Source organism: Novosphingobium sp. TCA1 (assembly GCF_009811895.1).
Lineage (GTDB): Bacteria > Pseudomonadota > Alphaproteobacteria > Sphingomonadales > Sphingomonadaceae > Novosphingobium > Novosphingobium panipatense_A.
This window is the reverse complement of the sequence record NZ_BLJH01000025.1, coordinates 34,702-56,944: the sequence shown is the minus strand read 5'-3', so window position 1 is coordinate 56,944 and position 22,243 is coordinate 34,702. Positions and strand designations below refer to the sequence as shown.

The 22,243-nt window shown below is 65.6% G+C and carries 23 protein-coding genes; 4 read left to right on the top strand and 19 right to left on the bottom strand.

Going from position 1 to position 22,243, the window contains the following annotated elements:
* The 12 genes from NTCA1_RS22200 to NTCA1_RS22145 all read right to left on the bottom strand — a co-directional run.
* On the bottom strand, positions 1-115 hold a 115-nt coding region (locus tag NTCA1_RS22200), incomplete at its 3' end, for an FAD-dependent oxidoreductase (RefSeq protein WP_159831891.1).
* On the bottom strand, positions 115-1,317 hold the full coding sequence (gene pcaF / locus NTCA1_RS22195; protein WP_159831890.1) for a 3-oxoadipyl-CoA thiolase: 1,203 nt from the start codon (positions 1,315-1,317) through the stop codon (positions 115-117). The genes pcaF and NTCA1_RS22200, both read right to left, overlap by 1 nt.
* A gap of 5 nt (positions 1,318-1,322) precedes the next feature.
* Positions 1,323-2,093 carry a 3-oxoadipate enol-lactonase gene (gene pcaD / locus NTCA1_RS22190; RefSeq protein ID WP_159831889.1) on the bottom strand — a complete coding sequence of 257 codons (771 nt, stop codon included), beginning with the start codon at positions 2,091-2,093 and terminating at the stop codon, positions 1,323-1,325.
* Between the two features lie 3 nt (positions 2,094-2,096).
* Entirely contained in the window at positions 2,097-2,414 is a 318-nt protein-coding gene (locus NTCA1_RS22185; protein WP_159831888.1) for a 2Fe-2S iron-sulfur cluster-binding protein, read from the bottom strand.
* Between the two features lie 15 nt (positions 2,415-2,429).
* Entirely contained in the window at positions 2,430-3,080 is a 651-nt protein-coding gene (locus NTCA1_RS22180; protein ID WP_159831887.1) for a 3-oxoacid CoA-transferase subunit B, read from the bottom strand.
* A complete protein-coding gene (locus tag NTCA1_RS22175; RefSeq protein ID WP_159831886.1) occupies positions 3,080-3,787 on the bottom strand; it encodes a CoA transferase subunit A in 708 nt (235 codons plus the stop codon). Before NTCA1_RS22175 ends, NTCA1_RS22180 begins: the two co-directional genes overlap by 1 nt.
* A gap of 13 nt (positions 3,788-3,800) precedes the next feature.
* Complete coding sequence (gene benD / locus NTCA1_RS22170) at positions 3,801-4,586, bottom strand: benzoate diol dehydrogenase BenD (RefSeq protein WP_159831885.1); 786 nt, start codon at positions 4,584-4,586, stop codon at positions 3,801-3,803.
* Between the two features lie 163 nt (positions 4,587-4,749).
* Complete coding sequence (benB, locus tag NTCA1_RS22165) at positions 4,750-5,262, bottom strand: benzoate 1,2-dioxygenase small subunit (protein WP_159831884.1); 513 nt, start codon at positions 5,260-5,262, stop codon at positions 4,750-4,752.
* A complete protein-coding gene (locus NTCA1_RS22160) occupies positions 5,259-6,617 on the bottom strand; it encodes a Rieske 2Fe-2S domain-containing protein (RefSeq protein WP_159831883.1) in 1,359 nt (452 codons plus the stop codon). The genes benB and NTCA1_RS22160 overlap by 4 nt, the downstream gene beginning before the upstream one ends.
* A 24-nt stretch (positions 6,618-6,641) precedes the next feature.
* A complete protein-coding gene (locus NTCA1_RS22155; protein WP_159831882.1) occupies positions 6,642-7,562 on the bottom strand; it encodes a dioxygenase in 921 nt (306 codons plus the stop codon).
* 40 nt (positions 7,563-7,602) lie between these two features.
* Positions 7,603-7,893: a muconolactone Delta-isomerase gene (catC, locus tag NTCA1_RS22150; protein WP_086489968.1), complete on the bottom strand. Its 291-nt coding sequence runs from the start codon at positions 7,891-7,893 to the stop codon at positions 7,603-7,605.
* 3 nt (positions 7,894-7,896) lie between these two features.
* Positions 7,897-9,054 (bottom strand): muconate/chloromuconate family cycloisomerase, encoded by a 1,158-nt coding sequence (locus NTCA1_RS22145; RefSeq protein ID WP_159831881.1) that lies wholly within the window; start codon positions 9,052-9,054, stop codon positions 7,897-7,899.
* A 111-nt stretch (positions 9,055-9,165) separates the two neighbouring features.
* On the opposite strand from NTCA1_RS22145, the gene NTCA1_RS22140 reads away from it, so the two are divergent.
* Both NTCA1_RS22140 and NTCA1_RS22135 read left to right on the top strand, forming a co-directional pair.
* A complete protein-coding gene (locus tag NTCA1_RS22140) occupies positions 9,166-10,104 on the top strand; it encodes a LysR family transcriptional regulator (protein ID WP_159831880.1) in 939 nt (312 codons plus the stop codon).
* An 85-nt stretch (positions 10,105-10,189) separates the two neighbouring features.
* Positions 10,190-11,077: a LysR family transcriptional regulator gene (locus NTCA1_RS22135; RefSeq protein WP_159831879.1), complete on the top strand. Its 888-nt coding sequence runs from the start codon at positions 10,190-10,192 to the stop codon at positions 11,075-11,077.
* A 195-nt stretch (positions 11,078-11,272) separates the two neighbouring features.
* On the opposite strand, the gene ppdK is transcribed toward NTCA1_RS22135, so the two are convergent.
* From ppdK to NTCA1_RS22120, 3 genes are all read right to left on the bottom strand, one after another.
* Positions 11,273-13,951, bottom strand: a complete 2,679-nt coding sequence (gene ppdK / locus NTCA1_RS22130) for a pyruvate, phosphate dikinase (RefSeq protein ID WP_159831878.1) — start codon at positions 13,949-13,951, stop codon at positions 11,273-11,275.
* 180 nt (positions 13,952-14,131) lie between these two features.
* Positions 14,132-15,361 carry an MFS transporter gene (locus tag NTCA1_RS22125; protein ID WP_159831894.1) on the bottom strand — a complete coding sequence of 410 codons (1,230 nt, stop codon included), beginning with the start codon at positions 15,359-15,361 and terminating at the stop codon, positions 14,132-14,134.
* Between the two features lie 328 nt (positions 15,362-15,689).
* Complete coding sequence (locus NTCA1_RS22120) at positions 15,690-16,241, bottom strand: transcriptional regulator (protein WP_159831877.1); 552 nt, start codon at positions 16,239-16,241, stop codon at positions 15,690-15,692.
* A gap of 124 nt (positions 16,242-16,365) precedes the next feature.
* Here NTCA1_RS22120 and NTCA1_RS22115 point away from each other — a divergent pair, with 124 nt between their 5' ends.
* Complete coding sequence (locus NTCA1_RS22115; RefSeq protein ID WP_159831876.1) at positions 16,366-18,624, top strand: acyl-CoA dehydrogenase; 2,259 nt, start codon at positions 16,366-16,368, stop codon at positions 18,622-18,624.
* Between the two features lie 12 nt (positions 18,625-18,636).
* Here NTCA1_RS22115 and NTCA1_RS22110 read toward each other — a convergent pair whose 3' ends face one another.
* From NTCA1_RS22110 to NTCA1_RS22100, 3 genes are all read right to left on the bottom strand, one after another.
* Positions 18,637-18,990 carry a hypothetical protein gene (locus tag NTCA1_RS22110; RefSeq protein ID WP_086489962.1) on the bottom strand — a complete coding sequence of 118 codons (354 nt, stop codon included), beginning with the start codon at positions 18,988-18,990 and terminating at the stop codon, positions 18,637-18,639.
* A 122-nt stretch (positions 18,991-19,112) separates the two neighbouring features.
* A complete protein-coding gene (locus NTCA1_RS22105; RefSeq protein ID WP_086489961.1) occupies positions 19,113-19,517 on the bottom strand; it encodes a thioesterase family protein in 405 nt (134 codons plus the stop codon).
* Positions 19,518-19,685: 168 nt separating this feature from the next.
* Positions 19,686-20,267, bottom strand: a complete 582-nt coding sequence (locus NTCA1_RS22100; RefSeq protein ID WP_159831875.1) for a DUF4142 domain-containing protein — start codon at positions 20,265-20,267, stop codon at positions 19,686-19,688.
* Between the two features lie 97 nt (positions 20,268-20,364).
* Here NTCA1_RS22100 and NTCA1_RS22095 point away from each other — a divergent pair, with 97 nt between their 5' ends.
* Positions 20,365-20,778 (top strand): DUF3597 family protein, encoded by a 414-nt coding sequence (locus tag NTCA1_RS22095; RefSeq protein ID WP_159831874.1) that lies wholly within the window; start codon positions 20,365-20,367, stop codon positions 20,776-20,778.
* A gap of 72 nt (positions 20,779-20,850) precedes the next feature.
* Here NTCA1_RS22095 and NTCA1_RS22090 read toward each other — a convergent pair whose 3' ends face one another.
* Complete coding sequence (locus tag NTCA1_RS22090; RefSeq protein ID WP_236549520.1) at positions 20,851-22,224, bottom strand: carbohydrate porin; 1,374 nt, start codon at positions 22,222-22,224, stop codon at positions 20,851-20,853.
* Positions 22,225-22,243: the final 19 nt, after the last annotated feature.

Below are 22,243 nucleotides of genomic sequence, written 5' to 3'. Positions count from 1 at the left end.
GATATTCCGGCTCGCGGCCGATCACGGTGATGGTCCCCTCGAAACCGTTCTGGCGAAGGGCGATCGCGCACTGCGCTCCCCCGTGCCCGGCTCCCACGATTACGACGTCGGACATCACACGCGCTCCATCAGTACGGCCAGCCCCTGCCCGACGCCGATGCACATGAAGGCCAGCGCATAGCGGCCGCCGCTGCGCTGAAGCTCCTCCACCGCCGACATCGCGATGCGCGCGCCCGACATGCCGAGCGGATGGCCCAGCGCAATAGCGCCGCCGTTGGGGTTCACGCGTGGATCGGCGGGATCGATCCCGAGATCGCGCAAGGTGGCGATGGCCTGGCTGGCGAACGCCTCGTTGAGTTCGATGACATCGAGCTCGTCCACGGTGAGCCCGCTACGGGCCAGCACTTTGCGCGCTGCCTCGATCGGCCCGGCGCCCATCACGCGCGGGGCGATGCCGGCCGCCGCCATGCCGATCACGCGGGCGCGCGGGCTGAGGCCATGGCGCTTCGCTGCTTCCTCGCTGGCGACCAGCATGGCCGCCGCGCCGTCGTTGAGACCGGAGGCATTGCCTGCCGTCACCGTGCCGTCGGGTTTCACCACCGGTTTCAGCTTGGCCAGCGCCTCAAGGCTGGTGGCGCGCAAATGTTCGTCGCGGTCAAACAGGACCGGATCGCCCTTCTTCTGCGGGATCGCCACCGGTACGATCTCTGCGGCGAAGCGCCCGCTCGCCTGTGCCGCCGCTGCCTTTTCCTGGCTGGCGAGGGCGAAGCGGTCCTGCTCCTCGCGGCTTACCTGCCACTGATCGGCCACATTCTCGCCGGTCTGGGGCATGGTATCGACGCCGTAGGCCGCCTTCATCGCCGGATTGACGAAGCGCCAGCCCAGCGTTGTGTCCTCGATCTTCTGGCCGCGTCCGAAGGCGCTGTCCGCCTTGCCCATGACGTAAGGCGCGCGGGTCATGCTTTCGGCTCCGCCCGCAATCAGAAAGTCGGCATCGCCGCTGCGGATCGCCTGCGCCGCCATGCCCAAGGCATTGAGACCCGAAGAACAGAGGCGGTTGACGGTGACGCCAGGCACGCTCTCGCCCATGCCCGCCAGCAGCACGGCCATGCGCGCGACATTGCGATTGTCCTCGCCTGCCTGGTTGGCGCAGCCGAGGATCACATCGTCCAGCATGGACCAGTCCGCTTGCGCATTGCGCTCGATCAGCGCCTTGAGCGGCAGGGCGGCAAGGTCGTCGGCCCGCACCGTCGCCAGCGAGCCATTGAGCTTGCCGATGGGGGTGCGGATAGCGTCGCAGATGAAGGCCTGGGTCACGATGATCAGCTTTCGAGGAAGGAGACGAGCGCGGCGGCGAGCGCCTCGGGGGCTTCGAGCGGGGCGAGATGGGCGGCCTCCAGCGCGACATGGGCCGCTCCGGGAATGCGGGAGACGAGATGCTCGCCGTGCCCTTCGAGCGGGGTAGAAGTGTCGCGGGTGCCGGTGACGACCAGCGTCGGGCAGGCGATGGCGGAAATGCGGCTCTCGAGATCCATATCGCGGATCGCCGCGCCGCAACCGGCGTAGCCTTGCGCATCCATGGTAAGGAGCTGGCGGCGCACGGTTTCGTAGACGGCAGGCTCGGCGGCATCCGACAGGAAGCGGCCCATCGCCAGATCGGCGATGGCGGCCATGCCCTCGCCGCGTACTTTGGCGATGCGGTCGCTCCAGGAAGCGCTGTCCATCGTCGCGGAGGTGCAGACCGGCGCCAGCTTCGTCACACGCTCAGGCGCGCGGAGCGCCAGTTCCATGCCGATCATGCCGCCCAGCGACACGCCCGCCAGCGCGAAGGAGGCAAGCCCGGCGGCGGCGGCCACGGCCAGCACGTCATCCGCCAGCGTGGTCATCGAGAAGTCGCCCGGCTCGGCCACAGAAGCGCCGTGACCGCGCGTATCGATCCGCAGCAGGGCGAAGCGGTCGCGAAGATGAGGCAGGACCGCGTCCCAGAGGTCCATGTCCGTGCCGATCGAATTGAGCAGCACCAGCGCGGGAGCCTCATCGCGGCCATCGCGCTTCCAGTAGAGCGAGGCTCCGGGAACCTGGGTGAAAGGCATGGTTCAATCCTCCGGGGCAATGGTAACGCGCAGGCCGTCCAGCGCGGCGGTCAAGGCAATCTGGCACGAGAGGCGCGAGTGCGCGCCGCGATGATCGGAGGAATCGAGCAGGTCGTTCTCATCCTCGCCGGGCGCGCCGGTCGCCTCGGCCCAATCCTCGGCCACGAAGACGTGGCAGGTCGCGCAGGAGCAGCAACCCCCGCAGAGCGCGAGCAATTCGTCGAAACCGCTGTCGCGGATGGCTTCCATCACGGTGACGCCCTCGCGGGCGTCGATTGCGGTTTCGTCTCCCGAACGGTCGACGACTATCAGTTTAGGCACCTGGACGTTCCTGTCTTACGCCGTTTCCAGCGCGTGGGCGAAAGGCGCGCCGGTCTTGGCGGTGACTTCCTCCAGCGTGACGCCGGGGGCGAGTTCCACCAAGGTCAGCCCGCCCGCCTTGCGGTCGATGGCGAAGACCGCGAGATCGCTGACGATCATGTCCACCACGCGCTTGCCGGTCAGCGGCAGGGTGCAGGCGGGCAGGATCTTGGGATCGCCGTGCTTGGAGACGTGATCCATCACCACGATCACCTTCTTCACCCCGGCGACGAGGTCCATCGCCCCGCCCATGCCCTTCACCATCTTGCCGGGGATCGTCCAGTTGGCGAGGTCGCCCTCGGCCGAGACTTCCATCGCGCCCAGCACGGCCATGTCGATATGGCCGCCGCGGATCATCGCGAAGCTGTCCGCGCTGGAGAAGAAGCTGCTGGTGGGCAGCGCAGTGATCGTCTGCTTGCCGGCGTTGATGAGGTCCGGATCGACATCCTCGTCATAGGGAAACGGGCCGATGCCGAGCATGCCGTTCTCGCTCTGCAGCGTGACCTTGATGCCTTCCGGCACATGGTTCGCGACCAAAGTAGGGATGCCGATGCCCAGGTTCACATAGTACCCGTCGCGCAGTTCCTTCGCGGCGCGGGCGGCCATTTCATCGCGGGTCCAGCTCATTACGCGGCCTCCCTTTCACGCACGGTGCGCTTCTCGATGCGCTTCTCGTTGATGGTCGAAAGCACCACGCGGTCGACGTAGATGCCGGGGGTGTGGATGCAGTCGGGATCGAAGGTGCCGGCGGGGACGATTTCCTCGACCTCGGCCACGGTCACCTTGCCCGCCGTCGCCATGTTCGGGTTGAAGTTGCGCGCGGTCTTGCGGAACATGAGGTTACCCTCCTCGTCCGCGCGCCAGGCCTTGATGATCGACAGGTCCGCGCGCAGCCAGGTTTCGCGCACGTATTCCTCGCCCTCGAACACTTCGACCGGCTTGCCTTCGGCGACCACGGTGCCGACGCCGGTCCTGGTGTAGAACGCCGGAATGCCCGCGCCGCCCGCGCGAATGCGCTCGGCCAGCGTGCCCTGCGGGTTCAGTTCCAGTTCGAGTTCGCCGGAAAGGTACTGGCTTTCGAACAGCTTGTTCTCACCCACATAGGAGGAGATCATCTTCCAGATCTGGCGGCTTTCCAGCAGCATCCACAGCCCGAACCCGTCCGCGCCCGCGTTGTTGGAGATGACCGTCAGGTCCTTCACGCCTGCCGCGCGCACTTCGGGGATCAGGCTCTCCGGGTTGCCTGAGAGGCCGAATCCGCCGGACATGATCGTCATGCCGTCGAACAGCAGGCCATCCAGAGCGCTGCGAGGGCTATCGTAGATTTTCGACATCGAGTGTCTCCGTTTAGCCGAGGTCGCCGCCCGCGACGGGCAACACGGTGCCGGTCACGTAGCTGGCCTCGTCCGAGGCGAGGAACAGGATCGGGGCGATCTGCTCCTCAAGGGTTCCGTAGCGCTTCAGGAAGGCGGAATCGGTCACTTGCGCGACCGCCTCGGCCATCCACGCCTGCTCCTGCGCGTTGTCGCCTTCGGCGTTGCGGGCGACACGTCGGGGGGGAGCGCTTGTGCCGCCCGGTGCCGTCGCGACGACACGAATGCCCGCTTCGGCGTATTCCATGGCAAGGCTCTGGGTCAGGCCGTTGATCCCGCCCTTCGCCGCCGAATAGGGCACCCGGCGAATGCCGCGCGTGGCGTTGGAGGAGAGGTTGACGATGGTCCCCGCGCCCTGCCCCAGCATGGTCGGCAGCACCGCATGGCAGCAGTAAAGCGTGGGCATCAGCGAGCGGCGGATTTCCGCATCGATCTGCGCCGGTTCGAACTCGGCAAAGGGCCGCATCCGGATCGCGCCGCCGACATTGTTGATGAGGATGTCGATCCGCCCGAAGGCCTCGACGGCTTTCCCCATCGCCGCCGCCGCGCCTTCGTAGGTCTCAAGGTCGCAGCAGACGGAAACCGTCTTTCCGCCCGCCGCCACGATGGCCTGTTCCACCTCGGTCACGAATTCGGCGCGGTCGACCAGCACCACGCTCGCGCCCTCGGCAGCGGCGCGGGTGGCGACACCGGCCCCGATGCCCTGCGCCGCACCGGTCACGACCATGACTTTGCCTGCGAAACGTGCCTTGAAGATCATGGCCGGGCCTCCACGCACTTCGTCATTGCGAGCGTAGCGAAGCAATCCAGGGGCGGCACTGCGCCGCTCTGGATTGCCGCGTCGGCTTCGCCTCCTCGCAATGACGAGGGTTGGGGGGACGTGATTAGGAGGGAGTGCATGTGAACAGACATGTCCGCCCCCATCATACGTGGTAGATGTCGATGACCTGATGAATGTAGTCGTCCTTCAGGACGATCTTCTTCTTCAGGATCTTCGGCATCTCATCCGCGGTATCCAGCGTCAGGAACGTGGTCCCGAAGAACTGCTGCGTCTGCTGGTAGCGGTGGCTCATCGTGTGCCAGTTGTAGCGCAGGTCCACCTGCCCTTCCCGGCTCTCCAGCACTTCGACATTGCCGATGAAGTGCGCCGAACGCGGCTCGGGCGTGGAGGCGGAAGAGCGCTCAGTATTGAGCCGGTAGACGCGGTCTTCCAGACCCTGCCGGTTGGCGTAGTAGATCAGCGAGATTTCGGTCTGCGGATCGGTGCAGAGTTCATCGTCGTCGGTCCAGGCGGGCATCCAGTATTCGACTTGGGGCGAATAGCATTCCAGCCACTCGTCGAACCGGCGGTCGTCCAGCAGACGCGCCTCGCGGTAGAGGAAGGCGCAGATCTCGCGGTAGGAGAGAACCTCACGGGTCATGTCGAGCGTGCTCATTCCGCCGCCTCCATCATCGGCGGCTGATTGGCCGCGTCCTTGGCCAGACCGTCCAGCATGATCTGCGCCCAGAACTCGTGCTGGCGCACGAACAGCCCCTCGTCCTCGCTGCGCTCGCTGGAGAGCAGCGGGTTCATGCCCATGGCCTTGGCATTGGCGTCTGCGCCGTGGATCCAGCGGGTGGCGCCGCGGCTGAGGTCGTTCCACAGCTCGCCCGCACCTTCGTAGGCCTTCTGGCAGGAGCGGAACTCCTCCAGATCGTCGGGCGTGCCCATGCCGGTGACGTTGAAGAAATCCTCGTACTGGCGGATGCGGTGGGCGCGATCCTCGGCGCTCTCGCCCTTGGGGGCGTAGCAGTAGATCGTCACTTCGGTGGTGTGCACGTCGATCGGGCGCACGACGCGGATCTGCGTCGAGAACTGGTCCATCAGGAACACATTGGGATAGAGCGCCAGATTGCGCGTCTGCTCGATGATGAACTTCGCCCGCTCCTCGCCCAGCCGGGCGTCGAGTTCGGGCTTGTGGTTCCAGATCGGCCGCACTTCGGGATTGATCACCTGCGTCCAGAGCAGGATGTGGCCATGTTCGAAGCCATAGACGCCGCTGGCGGGCGCCTTGGACCAGCCGTTGGCGTCCACCGCCTTGGTTCCGCCTTCGGCGCGGCGGCCCATGGTGGACTGGTAGTTTTCATGAACGGAGCTGACGTGATAGCCGTCGCAACCGTTCTCCATCTGCATCTTCCAGTTGCCGTCGAAAGTGTAGGTGGAATTGCCGGTCAGCACTTCCAGCCCTTCAGGCGCCTGATCGACCATCTGGTCGATGATGACTTTCGCTTCGCCCAGATGGTCTTCCAGCGGCAGCACGTCATGGTTCAGCGAACCGAACACGAAGCCGCGATAGCTTTCGACGCGCACCTTCGTGAGGTCGTGCGAACCCTCGTGGTCGAAGCTGTCCGGATAGGCGCCGGTGCTGGCATCCTTGGCGCGCAGCAGCTTGCCGTCGGTCTTGAAGCTCCAGCCGTGGAACGGGCAGACGAACAGCGGCTGGTTGCCCCGCTTGCGGCGGCAGAGCTTCGCGCCGCGATGCGCGCAGGCATTGACCACGCCGTTGATCGCGCCGTCCTTGGCACGGGTCAGGATTACGGGCGTGCGCCCGATGAAGGTCGTGAAGTAATCGTTCTTGCTGGGAAGCTGGCTTTCGTGGGCGAGGTACACCCAGTTGCTTTCGAAGATGTACTTCATTTCCAGTTCGAACAGCGCCGGATCGGTGAAGACATCCCGGCGGCAGCGGAACTCTCCGGTTTCGACGTCATCGACCACGGCGGTCGAGACCCGGTGCATGAGGCGTTCGTACATGATCCTGTCTCCCGTATTCTGCGATCAGGCCGTTTCGGTCTGCTTCTGCGGTTCGGCCTCGGCGCGGGCGCGGGACGAGAAGTGCTCGTCGTCCGCATCGGCGGCGCGCTGCATCTGGAAGTCGAACTGGATGTAGGCGCTGTCGCCCTGGCGGCTGGGCACCGGCAGCAGACCCTCGCGGGTGCCGAAGGCGAAATCGTCGGCCGCGAAGGGATCGTCGCCGAAGTTGATCTGCGTGGTCAGCGTGCGATAGCCTGGCGCTTCGATAAAGAAGTGGACGTGGGCGGGGCGATTGCCGTGGCGGCCCAGTGCCTGCATCAGTTGGTCGGTCGATCCGCCCGGCGGCACCGAATAGCCGCTCGGCTGCTTGGAATGGAACGCATAGCGCCCATCCTTGCCCAGCTTGATGCGGCGGCGGTTGTTGAACGGGGTCTGTTCGCCGGTCGGGTCGAAGTGCGAATACCAGCCCTTCGAATTGGCGTGCCAGACGTGGACGATCGCGTTCTCCACCGCCTCGCCATCCGGGCCGGTGACGCTGCCGGTCATGTGCAGGACCGTGGTGCCTTCGTCCTCGTCGACGGAGAGGTTCACATTGCCTTCCACCAACGGCGCACCGGCCACATAGAGCGGGCCTTCGATGGTGCGCGGGGTGCCACCGGTAAGGCCAGCCTCGGCATCCTTGGCGTCCATGTAGAGGTCCAGGAAGTGCTCAAGGCCGGTGCCCGGCACGATCAGGCCGATCTCGCCCGCGCTGTCCGAAAGGTACTTCATGGCGAGCCAGAACTCGCTTTCGGAAATGTCGTGGCGGACGATCAGCTCCATCACCGATTCGGTGAGGTCGCGCATGATCGCCTTGAGGCGCAGATTGCCGCCGCTCTCGTTCACGCCGGCGGCGCGATCGAGCAGCTGCTGGATTTCCGGGGTCTTTACGAAGCTGACGTCCATTTTGTTCTCTCCCAAGGACTGTATTCAGTGGCTCCGGCGATCAGCGATCGTCGTCATGGATGGAGGATGGGTGCCGGCAGAGCGGCGTGATTTTCATGGTCATGAAGGGGTAGAGCGGCAGGCCCATCAGCGTGTCGTGCAGCGCCGCATTGCTCTCGACATCGAAGATCGAGACGTTCGAATAGAGCCCCACCTTGCGCCAGATGTGGCGCCAAGTGCCAGCCTGCTGGAGCTTCTGGAAATAGGCCTTCTCGGCCGCCTTGATCTTCGCGGCTTCTTCCGCGTCGAAATCCAGCGGAATATTGACGTCCATTTCGACCATGAACAGCATGGCTCAGGCTCCTGCGTTTACGGCGTGAAGGCGCGGCCCCGAACGGTCACGCCGGAAGAATTCGACCTTGTCGGGATCGAGCGCGATGCCGAGGCCGGGGCCGGTCGGCACCTTCAGCGAAAAGTCCCCGTAGCCGAGCGGCTCGGTGAGGATTTCCTCGGTCTGGAGCAGCGGGCCGAACAGTTCGGTGCCCCAGGCCAGCTCGGGAACGGTGGCGAAGACATGGGCCGAAGCCGCCGTGCCCACGCCGCCTTCCAGCATCGTGCCGCCATAGAGGCCGATCCCCGCCGCCGTGCCGATGGCGGCGACTTCGGCCGTGGCGAAAAGGCCGCCGGATTGCGCGATCTTCAGCGCGAACACGCCCGCCGCACCGGCAGAGGCGATGCGCAGCGCGGTGCGCGGACCGTGCAGCGCCTCGTCCGCCATCAGCGGCACGCCGCGCGTGGTGGCAAGGCGGGTCATCGCCGCGATATCGTCTCCGGCGATGGGCTGTTCCACCAGATCGCAGCCCACGTCCTGCAGCATCGCCATGCCCAGCTTGGCCTGCGCCTCGCTCCAGTTCTGGTTCACGTCCACGCGCACGCTGGCACGGTCCCCCAGTGCCTTGCAGATCGCGCCGACATGGGCGACGTCCTGCGCTACGCTGCGCTTGCCGATCTTCAGCTTGAAGATGCGGTGGCGGCGCAGGGACAGCATTTCCTCGCCCTCGGCAATGTCGCGCGCGGTGTCGCCGCTGGCGAGGGTCCAGGCCACCGGCATGTCATCCCGCACGCGGCCGCCGCCGATCAGTTCGGATACCGGCACGCCCAGCCGCTTGCCCGCCATGTCCAGCAGCGCCGTTTCCACCGCGCACTTGGCGAAGTGATTGCCGCGCACGCACTTGGCCACTTTGGCCATCGTAGCGCCGACACGGGCGATATCGCAGGTCTTCAGGACCGGGACGATATAAGTGTCGATGGCGGACTTGATGCTTTCCGGGCTTTCCTCGCCATAGCTGAGGCCGCCGATCGTGGTGCCCTCACCAATGCCTTCGACGCCGTCGCTGTCCGTCAGGCGGACGATCACCATCGCCTGCGAATGCATCGTGGCCATGGCCAGCACATGCGGGCGGATCGTCGGTACATCGACGATTAAGGTATCGGCGCGATCCAGCATGGCCATTGCGGCGACTCTCCCGACTGGTTAGTGTTGCTGTCACTTATCTAGTGGTCGTCAAAGCGGTCATCAAAGACCAATCGGGTGCAAGCCTGATACCTAGCGGGTATAATGAGCATGGATCTTCGCCTTCTCCGCTACTTCGTCGCCGTGGCGAGCGACGGGAATTTCAACCGCGCGGCGGAACGACTGCACATTGCCCAGCCGCCGCTCTCCCGCGCTATCCAGCAACTGGAGGCCCATGTCGGCGCCGAGCTTCTGGACCGCTCGGTGCGCCCGCTTCGGCTCACCCCGGTCGGCAAGCTGCTCTACGAGCAGGCCACGCAGATCCTGGCGCGGATGGAAGACCTTGAATCGATGGTGAAGTCCGCCGCGGAGAGCAAACGGCGCCGTTTCGTCATCGGCTTCGTGGCATCGACCATCTATGCCCGCCTGCCCGAACTGATCCGCGAGTTCCGCAAGTCCGCGCCGGACGTGGAACTGGTCATGGTGGAAAGCACCACGCTGGACCAGATCGCCGCGCTGAAGGAAGGGCGCATCGATGTTGGCTTCGGCCGGATCCGGTTCGACGACCCGGCGGTGCGGCGCATCATCCTGCGCAACGAGCGGCTGGTGGCCGCCTTCCCGATGCATCATCCCCTGGCGCAGGACGACGAGCCCATTTCCCTGCGGGACCTCGCCAACGAACCACAGATTCTCTACCCCCGCATGCCGCGCCCCAGTTATGCCGACCAGGTCATGTCGCTGTTTCGCGACAACGGCATAGAGCCCAGGGTCGTTCACGAGGCCCGCGAACTCCAGATCGCGATCGGCCTTGTCGCCGCCGAGGAAGGCATGGCGATCGTCCCGGAATCGGTGCGGCGGGCTCGCAGCCACGACGTCGCGTTCCGGGACCTTGTCGAACCGGCGACATCGCCGATCATCATGAGCCATCGGCCCGGCGACCATTCCCCGGAACTCGCGCTAATGGCGGCGATCATCGCCCGGCAATATCAGGAGTGGGGCTATGGCGTTCCCGCCGCGCTCGCCGGCGCGGAGTTGACCGAAGAACGATGATCGGATCTCCGTCGCGCACTGTGCTAGCCGCAGCGCCTGATGCACATTATAGAGGCCCGCTCATGGCCGATCCGCGCGATATCCGATGCTTAACCTGACGACCCTGCAACTCTTCATCCGGGTTGCGGAACTGGGCAGCCTGTCGCGCGCAGCGGATGAGGCGAACTTGGCCATCGGCGCGATCAGCCGCCGCCTGACGCAGCTTGAGCAGGACCTTGGCGTCCAGCTTCTTGTGCGCAACGGACGCGGCGTGACGCCGACCGCGGCGGGCGACGCCCTGCTCGCCCACTCCCACCGGATCATGCGTGAAGTGGGCCTCGCGGTTTCCGACCTTTCGGACTATGCCAAAGGCCTGAAGGGCAGCGTCAGCATTCTGGCCTGCACCGCCGCGATTACCCAGTTCCTGCCCGCCGATCTTGCCGCCTTCGGCCATGCCAACGACAAGATCCGGCTCAACATCCAGGAAGTCTATTCTTCCGAGATCGTCGGACGCCTGCGCGCGGGCGAAGCGCAAGTGGGCGTCATCCTGGAGGAGCCCGGCACGGTCGGCCTCGACACCTGGAAGTACCGCTGCGACCGGCTTGCCGTGGTCGCACCGCCCCATCTGTTGTTCGGCACGCATTCGGTGCGTTTCCAGGACCTTGCCGAGCACGAATTCGTGCAGATGGGTTACGACACCGCCAATACCCGCCTGCTGGCGCGCGCTGCCGAAGAGCAGGGCTGGACCTTCCGCCTGCGCGCTGCCGTGGACAGCTACGACGCGGTCTGCCGCATGATCCAGGCCGGGTTCGGCATCGGCGTCCTGCCGAGCGAGGCGGCGAGGAACTTCATCGTGCCGATGGGTCTCAAGCTGGTCGAACTCGACGAGCCATGGGCCGAGCGCCAGATGCTGCTGACCGCCAATGGCGCAAGCCTCTCCGGCCCGGCGCGGCTGCTGATCGATTTCCTGGTGGAGCGCTCGGAAGGGCGCTGACCTACACACCCGCTCAGGCGAAGCTTGTCGAAGCCTCATGAAGCGTGACGCCACGCCTCCCATCCTTCGACAAGCTCAGGATGAGCGGAGTGTGAGGCTTTAAAACAGCCCTAAAGCAAATGCGGACCGCACGCTTTCGCGCGCGATCCGCATTCCTGGTCAGGTAGCTCCTCCTCCCCGACGCGGTTGTAGCTTTTACTTCCCGGCGAGGGCCGCCTGCGCCGCCGCCAGACGCGCGATCGGCACGCGGTAGGGCGAGGCTGAGACGTAATCGAGGCCGATCTTCTCGCAGAACGCGATCGAGGCCGGATCGCCGCCATGCTCGCCGCAGATGCCGAGCTTGATGTCCGGGCGGGTCTTGCGGCCGCGCTCGGCGGCGAGTTCGATCAGTTCGCCGACGCCGTCCACATCGAGGCTGACGAAGGGATCGCGGGCGAAGATGCCTTTGTCCACGTACTGCGTCAGGAACTTGCCCGCATCGTCACGGCTGATGCCGATGGTGGTCTGGGTCAGGTCGTTGGTGCCGAACGAGAAGAACTCGCCCAGCTGCGCGATCTCGCCTGCCTTGAGTGCGGCACGCGGCAGTTCGATCATGGTGCCCACGAGATAGTCCACCGTGGCGCCGCGTTCGCTGAAGACTTCGGCGGCGACGCGATCGACGATCGCCTTCATCAGCTCCAGTTCCTTGGCAGTGGCGACCAGCGGGATCATCACTTCCGGGATCGGCGCCTCTCCGGTGCTTTCCTTGACGATGAGCGCCGCCTCGAAGATCGCACGGGCCTGCATCTCGTAGATTTCCGGGTAGGTCACGCCGAGGCGGCAACCACGATGACCGAGCATCGGGTTGACCTCGTGCAGTTCACCGGCACGGCGCTTGAGCGTCTCGACGCTGACATTGGCGGCGCGGGCCACTTCCTCGAATTCCGCCTCGGCATGGGGCAGGAACTCGTGGAGCGGCGGATCGAGCAGGCGGATCGTCACCGGCAGGCCGGCCATGACCGTGAAGATCTCCGCGAAGTCGTCCCGCTGTTCGGGGAGCAACTTGGCCAGAGCGGCACGGCGCTCGGCTTCGCCTTCGGCCAGGATCATCTCGCGCACGGCTGTGATGCGGGCAGCGTCGAAGAACATGTGCTCGGTGCGGCACAGGCCCACGCCCTCGGCGCCGAATTCGCGCGCGGTGCGGCAGTCCAGCGGGGTTTCGGCATTGGCGCGGACCTTGAGGCGGCGCACCTTGTCGGCCCATTCCATCAGCGTGCCGAAGTCACCGGCGAGTTCCGGCTGCACGGTGGCCACTTCGCCCGCCATGACTTCGCCGGTGGCGCCGTCGATGGTGACGGTGTCGCCTTCCTTCAGGACGCGGCCGTCGATGCGCATGGTGCGCGCCACGTTGTCGATCTGGAGGCTACCCGCGCCGGAGACGCAGGGACGGCCCATGCCGCGTGCCACCACGGCGGCGTGGCTGGTCATGCCGCCGCGTGCCGTGAGAATGCCGCGCGCCGCGTGCATGCCGTGGATGTCCTCGGGGCTGGTTTCGACGCGAACGAGGATGACGGCCTTGCCCTGCTCGGCCAGCTTCTCGGCGGTGTCGGCATCGAGCACGATCGCGCCCGAAGCCGCACCCGGCGAGGCAGGCAGGCCCTTGGTGAGCACATCGCGCGGCGCCTTGGGATCGAGCGTCGGGTGCAGAAGCTGGTCGAGCGCGGCGGGATCGACGCGGGCGACGGCCTCTTCCTCGCTGATCAGGCCTTCGCGCGCCATGTCGACGGCGATCTTCAGCGCCGCCTTGGCGGTGCGCTTGCCAGAGCGGGTCTGGAGCATCCAGAGCTTGCCCTGCTGCACCGTGAACTCGATATCCTGCATGTCGCGGTAGTGCTTTTCGAGGATCTCGAACACGCCCGCGAGTTCCGCGTATGTCTCCGGCATCGCCTCTTCCATCGACAGCGGCTTGGCCCCGGCGCGCTCGCGGGCGCCCTTGGTCAGGTACTGCGGGGTGCGGATGCCGGCGACGACGTCTTCGCCCTGCGCGTTGATGAGATACTCGCCGTAATAGGCGTTCTCGCCGGTGGCCGGGTCACGGGTGAAGGCAACGCCGGTGGCCGAAGTCTCGCCCATGTTGCCGAAGACCATGGCCTGCACGTTGACGGCCGTGCCCCATTCGCCGGGGATGGAGTTCAGGCGGCGATAGACCTTGGCGCGGTCCGACTGCCAGGAGCCGAACACGGCACCGATCGCACCCCAGAGCTGATCGTTCACGTCCTGCGGGAACGGCTTGTTCCAGAGCTTCTCGACGATCGCCTTGTACTCGGCAACCAGAACCTTCCAGTCGGCCGCAGTCATCTCGGTATCGAGGTCGTAGCCACGATCTTCCTTGGCGATGTCCAGCGCTTCCTCGAAAGCGCCGTGATCGAGTTCGAGCACGACGTCCGAATACATCTGGATGAAACGGCGGTAGCTGTCCCAGGCGAAACGCTCGTCGCCCGAAGTCTGGGCGAGGCCTTCCACCGTCTCGTCGTTAAGGCCGAGGTTGAGCACGGTGTCCATCATGCCCGGCATCGAGATACGCGCGCCCGAGCGGACCGAGACGAGCAGCGGGTCAGCGGTATTGCCGAACTGCTTGCCGGTCACCTGCTGAATATGCGCGATGCCCTGCGCGACTTCGGCCTTCACGCTTTCGGGATAGACGCCGCCGTCATCATAGTAGCGCGTGCACATCTCGGTGGTGATGGTGAAGCCCGGGGGAACCGGCAGGCCGATCGCGGCCATGCCATCGAGGTTGGCGCCCTTGCCGCCCAGGAGGTTCTTGTCGCCCTTGCCGCCATCGTCGACGCCGCCGCCGAAGCGATAGACATAGCGCGTTTCAGTCAAAGCCGTCATGGATCGAATACCTCGTTACTGGCAAAGCGTTATCGCCGCCGAAACAAGATTCGGCGTTTTGCTGCGATGCGGCAACCTAGATGGCGGGATTCAAGGTGGGCTTCCATCGATAATTGGCAAAGTCGGTTTTCACATTTTGCGAAATCTGACACTGGCCTCACCGAGAAGGCAGTCCGTCGCTCAGACGCTCGGCCGGGTTTCCGGCAAACGCGCGAAAACCGGCAGGACGCAAAGACCGACGACCGCGATCATGACCCCGGGAACCGCCTGCCAGCCGGTCGTCTGGACCAGCACTTGCGCCACGAAAGGTGCAAGACCGCCAAACACCGCCGTTGCTGCCGTCGCGCCGAGGGCGAGGCCGGTCAGGCGTCCCTCGCCGGGAAACTGCTCGGCCGTCGCCACGGCGCCCACCGCGCTCACCGCGCCGCCCAGGGAGGCCAGCAGAAGCGCGCCGACCAGCGCCGCTCCGTAGGAACCCTCGGCCATGGCCGCGAAGGACGCCGCAGGCACCAGCACCGCCAGCACGCCGACGCAAAGCAGCACCGGCCGCCGTCCGATCCGGTCGGACAAGGCGCCAACGAACGGCGTGACGAAAATGACCATGACCGCCGCCGCCGTGGAGAGCCACAAGGCCTGGCTCTCCGCCATGACGCCCGATCCCGTGACGAACGCGGGGACATAAGTAATGCCGACATAATAGGTGATCGAGCCGAGCGCCGAGATCGCGAAACCGCGCCCGATCGCCGCGCGGTGCTGCGAGAGCACCTGCCGCAGCGGCCGCTCGGGCACGCTTCGCGCCGCCACTTGCCGCTCGAACTCCGGCGATTCCTCCAGAGTGGCACGCGCCAGCAACACGGCCCCGGCAAGCACCGCACCGAACAGGAAGGGAATGCGCCAGCCCCATGCGTCCAGCGCGACCGGAGCCAGTGCATTGACCACCAGCGCCGAGACACCCGCCGCCAGCAATCCGCCCAGTTCGCTTGCGGCAGCGGCAGAAGACGTGACCAGGCCGCGCCGATTGCGCCGCGCGCCTTCCATCAGGTAGGCGACCACCCCGGTATATTCGCCGCCCACCGAGAAGGCCATGATGCAGCGCAGGGCCAGCAGCAGCCAGCCCGCTGCGGGACCGATCGCGGCATGCGTAGGCATGGCTGCGGTGCCGAGCATGGCGGCCGTCATCAGCGCCATCGACAGCAGCATCATGCGCCGCCGTCCATAGCGATCGCCGACATGTCCGAAAACCGCCGCGCCCAGCGGCCGCATCAGGTAGGCCACCGCAAAGCCGCCAAGCGTGATCGAAAGCGCATTTCCGCCGCCGCCGAAAAACACCCGTGACAGCACGGTGGCGAGATAGAGGTAGAGCGTGAAATCGTACCATTCGACGATCGTGGAAAAGGCGGCGACCACCATGGATCGCTTCGACAGCGGCGCATGTTCCAATGGCGGCACAGCGGCAATCGAACCGGCCCTCACCGCTCCCTGCCTGCGTACCGCTTGCCTGCGTACTGCTTCCTGACGATTTCACCTGACGACATGGGCGGATGATAGCCAAGGCTGCGAACTTGGCAAATCTTGCACGTCCTCAGAGCCCGTTTGAAAAATGCCCATTCGGGCATTTTCTTGCGGCACCAGCCCACGCCCCCACCCTACCACCCGCAGGATAATACCGTTGGGTGGTAGGGTGGGGGCGTGGGCTGGTGCCGCAAAATTCGCGTTTCGCGAATTTTCGAACAGCCTCTCAGGCGGATCTCGCCCGCAAGGCCTCGGCAGCGCTACAGGCCGCTTTCCAGCGCTCTAGCTCGGCGCGCGCATCCGGCAGGGCGCGATGGGCGGGCGGATCGGCTTCCGCCGCGCAGACCTCGGCCAGCACCGCTGCCGCTGCCTGCTTTCGCCCTGCCGGCGGAACCTTGTTCCCTAGGATATCAGCGACGTCCTCCACGATCATGTCCGCGGTCTTGCGCAGGCGCAGATGGTGCTTGGGATAGCCGCAAGTCCGCAGCAGCGCATTGAGCCACTTCGCGTCCCATGACGGCGCGCTGGCATGAAGGGCATGGCCGGAAAGCTGCTCGACCATTCTTGCCGCGACCTGCTCGTGCGCCTCGCCCTCCCGCTCCAGCAGCCTGCGGGGGATGCGGTGGATGGCCTCGGCGGCATCGTCCCAGTCGGTCCAGCCGGGCGCGGGTCGGATCAGGTGGCTTTCACCCCGGCCGTCCTCGAAGACCCAGGCCACCTCGATCGGATAGCTCCGCTTACCCAGCGAGGATGCCTCGAAGTCCAGAAACACGCGCATTCCCGGTCCATGGCGCGCTGCGGACTTTCCGGCAAGCAGCCTTTGCGGGGCAGCGCCCAACCACAAAGCTGGGAGCCATTCCATCGGGACATACGTTGTGCCGGGCAGGAGAAGGAGCCTTTCGATGTCCCACACCGCCAATCCCCTGACCGCCGTTCGCCGCGAGGTGCTGACCCGTCCGGTGCTTTCGCTCGTGCAATCGGCGCTACCGGCCCTCTCCGCCACCGAAAACGAAGCGATCGATGCGGGCAATACCTGGTGGGACGCCGCGCTGTTCACCGGCAATCCCGATTGGGAACAGCTGCTGGCCATGCCTCCCGCCAGCCTGACGGACGAGGAACAGGCTTTCCTGGATGGCCCCACCGAAACGCTCTGCGGCATGATCGACGATTGGCGCATGACCTGGGAAACCCACGATCTGCCGCCGGAAGCCTGGGACTTCCTGAAGCGCGAGAAGTTCTTCGGCATCATCATTCCGCGCAAGCACGGCGGCCTGGGCTTTTCGAACTTCGCCCATAGCGAAATCGTCCGCAAGATCGCCACCCGCTCGGTCTCGGGGGCGGTGACGGCCATGGTGCCCAATTCGCTGGGTCCCGGCGAACTGATCCTGCGCTTCGGCACGTCCGCCCAGCAGGAATACTGGCTGCCGCGCCTGGCCGACGGGCGCGAACTTCCCGCCTTCGGCCTCACCAGCCCGGAAGCAGGCTCCGATGCCGCCGCCATGACCGACGAGGGCGTGGTCTGCCGGGGCGAGTGGAATGGAGAGGACGTGCTGGGCATCCGCCTCAACTGGCACAAGCGTTACATCACGCTGGGGCCGGTGGCGACGATCCTGGGACTAGCCTTCAAGCTGCGCGACCCGGACCACCTGCTGGGGCAGGAGGAAGAGATCGGCATCACCGTGGCGCTCGTGCCCACGGACCTGCCCGGCGTCACCATCGGTCGCCGCCACATTCCCTCTATGCAGACGTTCCAGAACGGCCCGAACGAAGGGCGCGACGTCTTCATTCCGCTGGAAAACGTGATCGGCGGACCCGAACGGGTCGGCCAAGGCTGGAAGATGCTGATGAGCGCGCTGGCGGCGGGTCGAGGGATTTCGCTGCCCTCGCTCTCGGCGGCGGCGGGCGCCTTCGCGGCCCATACCACCGGGGCCTATGCCCGGGTGCGCTCCCAGTTCAATCTGCCGATCGGCAAGTTCGAAGGAATCCAGGAACGCCTCGCCCGCATTGCCGCCAATGCCTATCTGCTGGACGGCGCGCGGCGGCTGACCTGCGCCGGGCTGGACCAGGGCAACCACCCCGCCGTCATCTCCTCAATCCTCAAGCTCCACGCCACCGAACGCATGCGCGTGGTGATCAACGACGCCATGGACGTCCACGGCGGCAAGGCCGTGATCGAAGGGCCGCGCAACTACCTCGGCAGCCAATACCGCGCCATTCCGGTGGGCATCACCGTGGAGGGCGCGAATATCCTGACGCGCAGCCTCATGGTCTTCGGGCAAGGCGCGATCCGATCGCACCCCTATCTCCTCGACGAAATCCGAGCCGTGGGCGATGCCGATCGGGGCCGCGCGCTGGCCAATTTCGACCAGGTGCTCTGGAAGCATGTGGGCCATGCACTCAAGACCGCGATCCGCGCTTTCGTACGCAACTGGAGCGGCGGGCTCTTCGCGCCTGCACCGAAGGCGGGCAAGGCGACGCGCTATTATCGCCAGATGAGCCGCTATGCCGCCGCATTCGCCTTCGCTTCGGACATTTCCTTCCTGACGCTGGGGGGCGAACTCAAGCGGCGCGAACTGCTCTCGGCCCGGCTCGGCGACGTGCTTTCCGAACTCTACCTCCTGTCCGGCGCGCTCAAGCGCTGGGAGGACGAAGGGCGGCAGGAAGCGGATCTGCCCCTGCTCGCCTGGTGCATGGAAAGCGGGTTCGCCACAATCGAGCAGCGCTTCGCCGGGATCATCGCCAACTTCCCCGCAAGGCCGGTCGGCTGGATGCTGCGCCTGTTCATCCAGCCCTTCGGCCGCCGCCGCAACGGCCCCTCGGACCGCACGATCCGCCGCTGTGCCGAAATCCTGATGGAGCCCTGCCCCGCCCGAGACCGGCTGGTGGAAAACGTCTATATCGGCGGCGCGGACGAAGCGGTCGGCCGCCTTACCGATGCCTTCCGGCAGACCGTGGCCACGCAGCCGGTCCACGACCGCCTGCGCAAGGCGCGCGTGCGGGACTGGGATCGGGCGCTGGCAGAGGGGCTTATCACCGCAGAGGAACTGCAAAGCCTGCACGAAGCGGACGAGGCAGTCGCGGACGTCATCGCGGTAGACGATTTCGCAGCGGAGGAACTGAAGCGGCCACCGTCGCAGAATCTGGCCGAGGCTGCCGAATAAGATCGGTCCGTTTCAGGATTTCGGCCGGGTCACAGCGCCCTGGACTTCCGGGAAACATTCGCGCGCGAGGTTCTTCCACATCGGCTCGACGGCGTCCTTCCAGTCGCCGAAGCCGTAGAGCACGAGCGTGCCGTCATGACGCGCCTCGAACGACATCACCGGGCTGGTCGGCGTATCGGTTTCCTTGGCGATGCGGAAATCCACTTTCCGTCCGAACTCGAAGGACAGGTTCTCGCTGACGCCCACGTCATCGAACTCGGTTTCCACGCAGGCCGCCACTTCACCGATAGGCCGGTCGGAATGGGCCTTTATGGAAGAGGAAACCGCAGGCATCGCAGCCGAAAGCAGGATAGCGACAAGAAACATGGCGTGCTTGATACCACGAGTGAACAGATGGCCCAAGAGGCGCCGAGGGCTTGCGGCTGCTTCGCGCGGCTTAAATCAGGCGCGATAGCTGGTACGAGCAGGTGACGACACGCCCTTCCCGATCAGCTTTCGCTTCCGAAGAAGTGGTCGATGACATCGCGCGCCAGGCGGGCGGGTTTCATCGTCGCCGCATCGAGGCAGCACCAGCTGGATTTGACTTCGGCGAGCACTTCCTCACCGCGCCTGATGACCGTTTCGTAGAACGCCCGCGCGCCCTGGACCTTTTCCAGAAGCACCGTGGCGATCACGTCGTCGCCCAGGAAAGTGGGCTTGCGGTAGGTAATCTCGTGCTTGAGGGCGACCCAGAGATGCTGGCCCACCACTTCCGTCGGCGCGATCGCGCGCCAATGGTCGAGAACCGCGTCCTGCACCCATTTAAGGTAGCTGGCGTTGTTCACATGGCCCATGAAATCGATGTCTGCGGCATCGACGCCAATGCGGAAGTCGTGGGGAATCGCTGTTGTCACGCCGTGACTCTAGCAGAACCGCTGCGTGGGCAGCAGACAAATCTGATGAACGCGGGGAAACCCGGATACGTCCCGAAGCGGGACAGAACGCGCCTGCTCAGGGCGATCTGAAGCGCAGGCCGTTCCAGCATTGAGCACGGCCTGCGCTTTCCCGATCTTATTACTCGATTACAGAGACTTGGCCATGTTGAGATGGGCCGTTACGGTGGGGATCAGTTCCTTCGCAAATGCCTGGAGCGGCGCGGAATCGCCGCTTGCGGCATAGTCCTTGAGCTTGGCCAGGGTCGCCTCGTGTCCGTCGACCTGGGCCTTGGCATAGGCCTTGTCGAAGTCCGCACCCTTCAGCGTCTTGAGCGAATCGATCGTCTGCTGCTGTGCCTCGGAAAGTCCGGCGTCGGGCGTGATCGCCGGGGCCAGCTTGTCGGTCACGCCCTTCAGCTTCGCCGTGGACTGGGTGTGCGCATCGACCATCTTTTCGGCAAAACGCTTCACGCCCGCCGATTGCCCCTGGGCGATCGCCAGCTTGGATGCCTCGATCTCGAAGGCATCGCTGGCGGCGGCGGCATTGGCAAAGGCCTGTGCCGGGGTCTGCGTGGCCGTGCCCATCGGCACATCCGCGCCCGGGATCGCGCCGGGAACAACGCCGGTAGCCGGCGCCGTAGCGACGTCGCTGGGGGCAGGCGCTTCCTTCTTGCAGCCCGCCACTGCGAGTGCGGCGATCGACACGGCCAGAACTATCCGATGCTTCATGGTGAATTCCTCTTCCAGACTACATCCTCATCGTGAACCATCGGCGCCCGCAGGCGTTCCCGCACTGACCGTTCCGGTCCACGGCAGGAGCACGACAATGGGAATTCTCGGCAATATCTACGACAAGATCTTCCATCACGGCAAAGCCAAGGCCGCCACGCCGGCCGCCACTTCGGCCCCCGCGCCTGCTCCGGCCGCCGCTCCGGCACCGGCAGCACCCGCCCCCACGCCTGCGCCCGAACCCGCCGTGCAGGTGGACGTCGGCGCGGTGCTGGCGGAAATGGCCTCGATGAAACCGGACAACGGCGGAAACTACCGCAGTTCGATCGTCGACCTGCTCAAGCTGCTCGACCTCGATTCCAGCCTTGCCGCACGCAAGGAACTGGCGGGCGAACTGAACGTCCATGCCGGGGCGGATGGTTCGGCCGAGCAGAACATCGCCCTCCACAGGGCGGTCATGGACAGCCTTGCCCAGAACGGCGGCGTCGTGCCGGACAGCCTGCGCCAGTAACCACTTCCTTTCCTTTCGCGGACCGCAGATCCTGAAAAATCGGAGGGGTCGATGCGGTCCGCGATTTTCCGATCAGAATTGCATGCGCACTTGCAGCCCGAGTGCCAGGGCATTCGGCGTCGAACGGAAGCTGAAAGCGCCGGGATCGATGATGTACTGCACGTCCGGCCGCACCACCAGCCAGCGGTTCGCCTGGAAACCGTAGCTCAGTTCGATCGCGGTTTCCCCTGCGGGCAGCGAGGCATAGCTCCCCGGAACCGGCGCGGTATCGACATGGACGCGGCGCAGGCGCGGATCGACCACGGCATGGGTGAACCCCAGCCCGATGGTATCGGCATCCCGGCCCTTGAACGTACCGGTCTTGACCAGCCCGCCCGCATACCAGCGGGTGATCTGCGCCGAGATCTGCGGATTGGCGGTGAACTGCCCGAATATCGACAAGCCGCGGTTGCCGCTGCCCTCCCGGACGATCATCTGGTCCGCCAGGATATAGAGGCCGTAGCGCCCTTTCACGGTGCCCCCGCCGCCCAACCGGTCCACGCGCGAGGTGTCGTAATAGGCGCCCAGCTTGTAATGACCGGGAAGCGCCCGGCTGCCCGGGCGCGTACCCGGATCGTACTCCAGCTCCAGCGGCAGCACGACGCCGGTGGTCCCGCCCGCGAAAGGATCCCAGGCATTGTCCTCGTCATTGAGACGCGGGTTCACCTGATAGACGCCGCTGCGCAGGACGAGATCGGGCCGCAGCTTGTAACGCACCGCCGCGCCCCAGCGGGCATTGGGATAGTTGTACCACCCGCTGTCGCCAGACATCGAGAGCGGATGGGCGCAGAACGCCGCATTCACGAAGTTGCAGCCGATCGCCATGCCGCCAAGGTCATTGCCCATGGCGAAGTATCCGAGCCGCAGGTTCAGCCTGCCGCCCATCAGGTTCTGCTCGACACTGGCCTCGGTCAGGCGCGCATAGTAGCCGCCCGCCGCTTCCTGGATCGGCAGGCGATTGCCGACGAAGTCCGAGGACAGGCCCACGCCGCGCCGATCGTTGAACGTCACATGGACGATCCCGCCCTGCCAACCGGCCAGACGCTCCATGTCGAAATCGGCGCCGAGGCGCACCTGCTGGACGTAAGTGGTGCCGCGCCGCTGGCCGCCATCCACGGCGGAGAAAGTCTCCGAAACATAGTCGCCCCGGAAAGTCACACCGGCTTTCTTGAGGTCGCTGCGCAGGCCTCCCCAGTCTCCGGTCAGCGTTTCGCGTTCGGTGGAAGGCGCAGGCGTGACGGGCGGGGCGACGACTTGCCCCGCAGCCCCTGTTTCAGCCTCGGTCTCAGCCCCGGTCTCAGCCTTTGTCTCAGGCGCTGTTTCAGCATGAGCCCCCGTCGCAGCAAACGACGCGCAAGTTACCAACGTGGCCGCCATTCGGGCGATAGTCTGGATCTGTCGGGCCAAGGCCCCCTCCTCCCCGCCG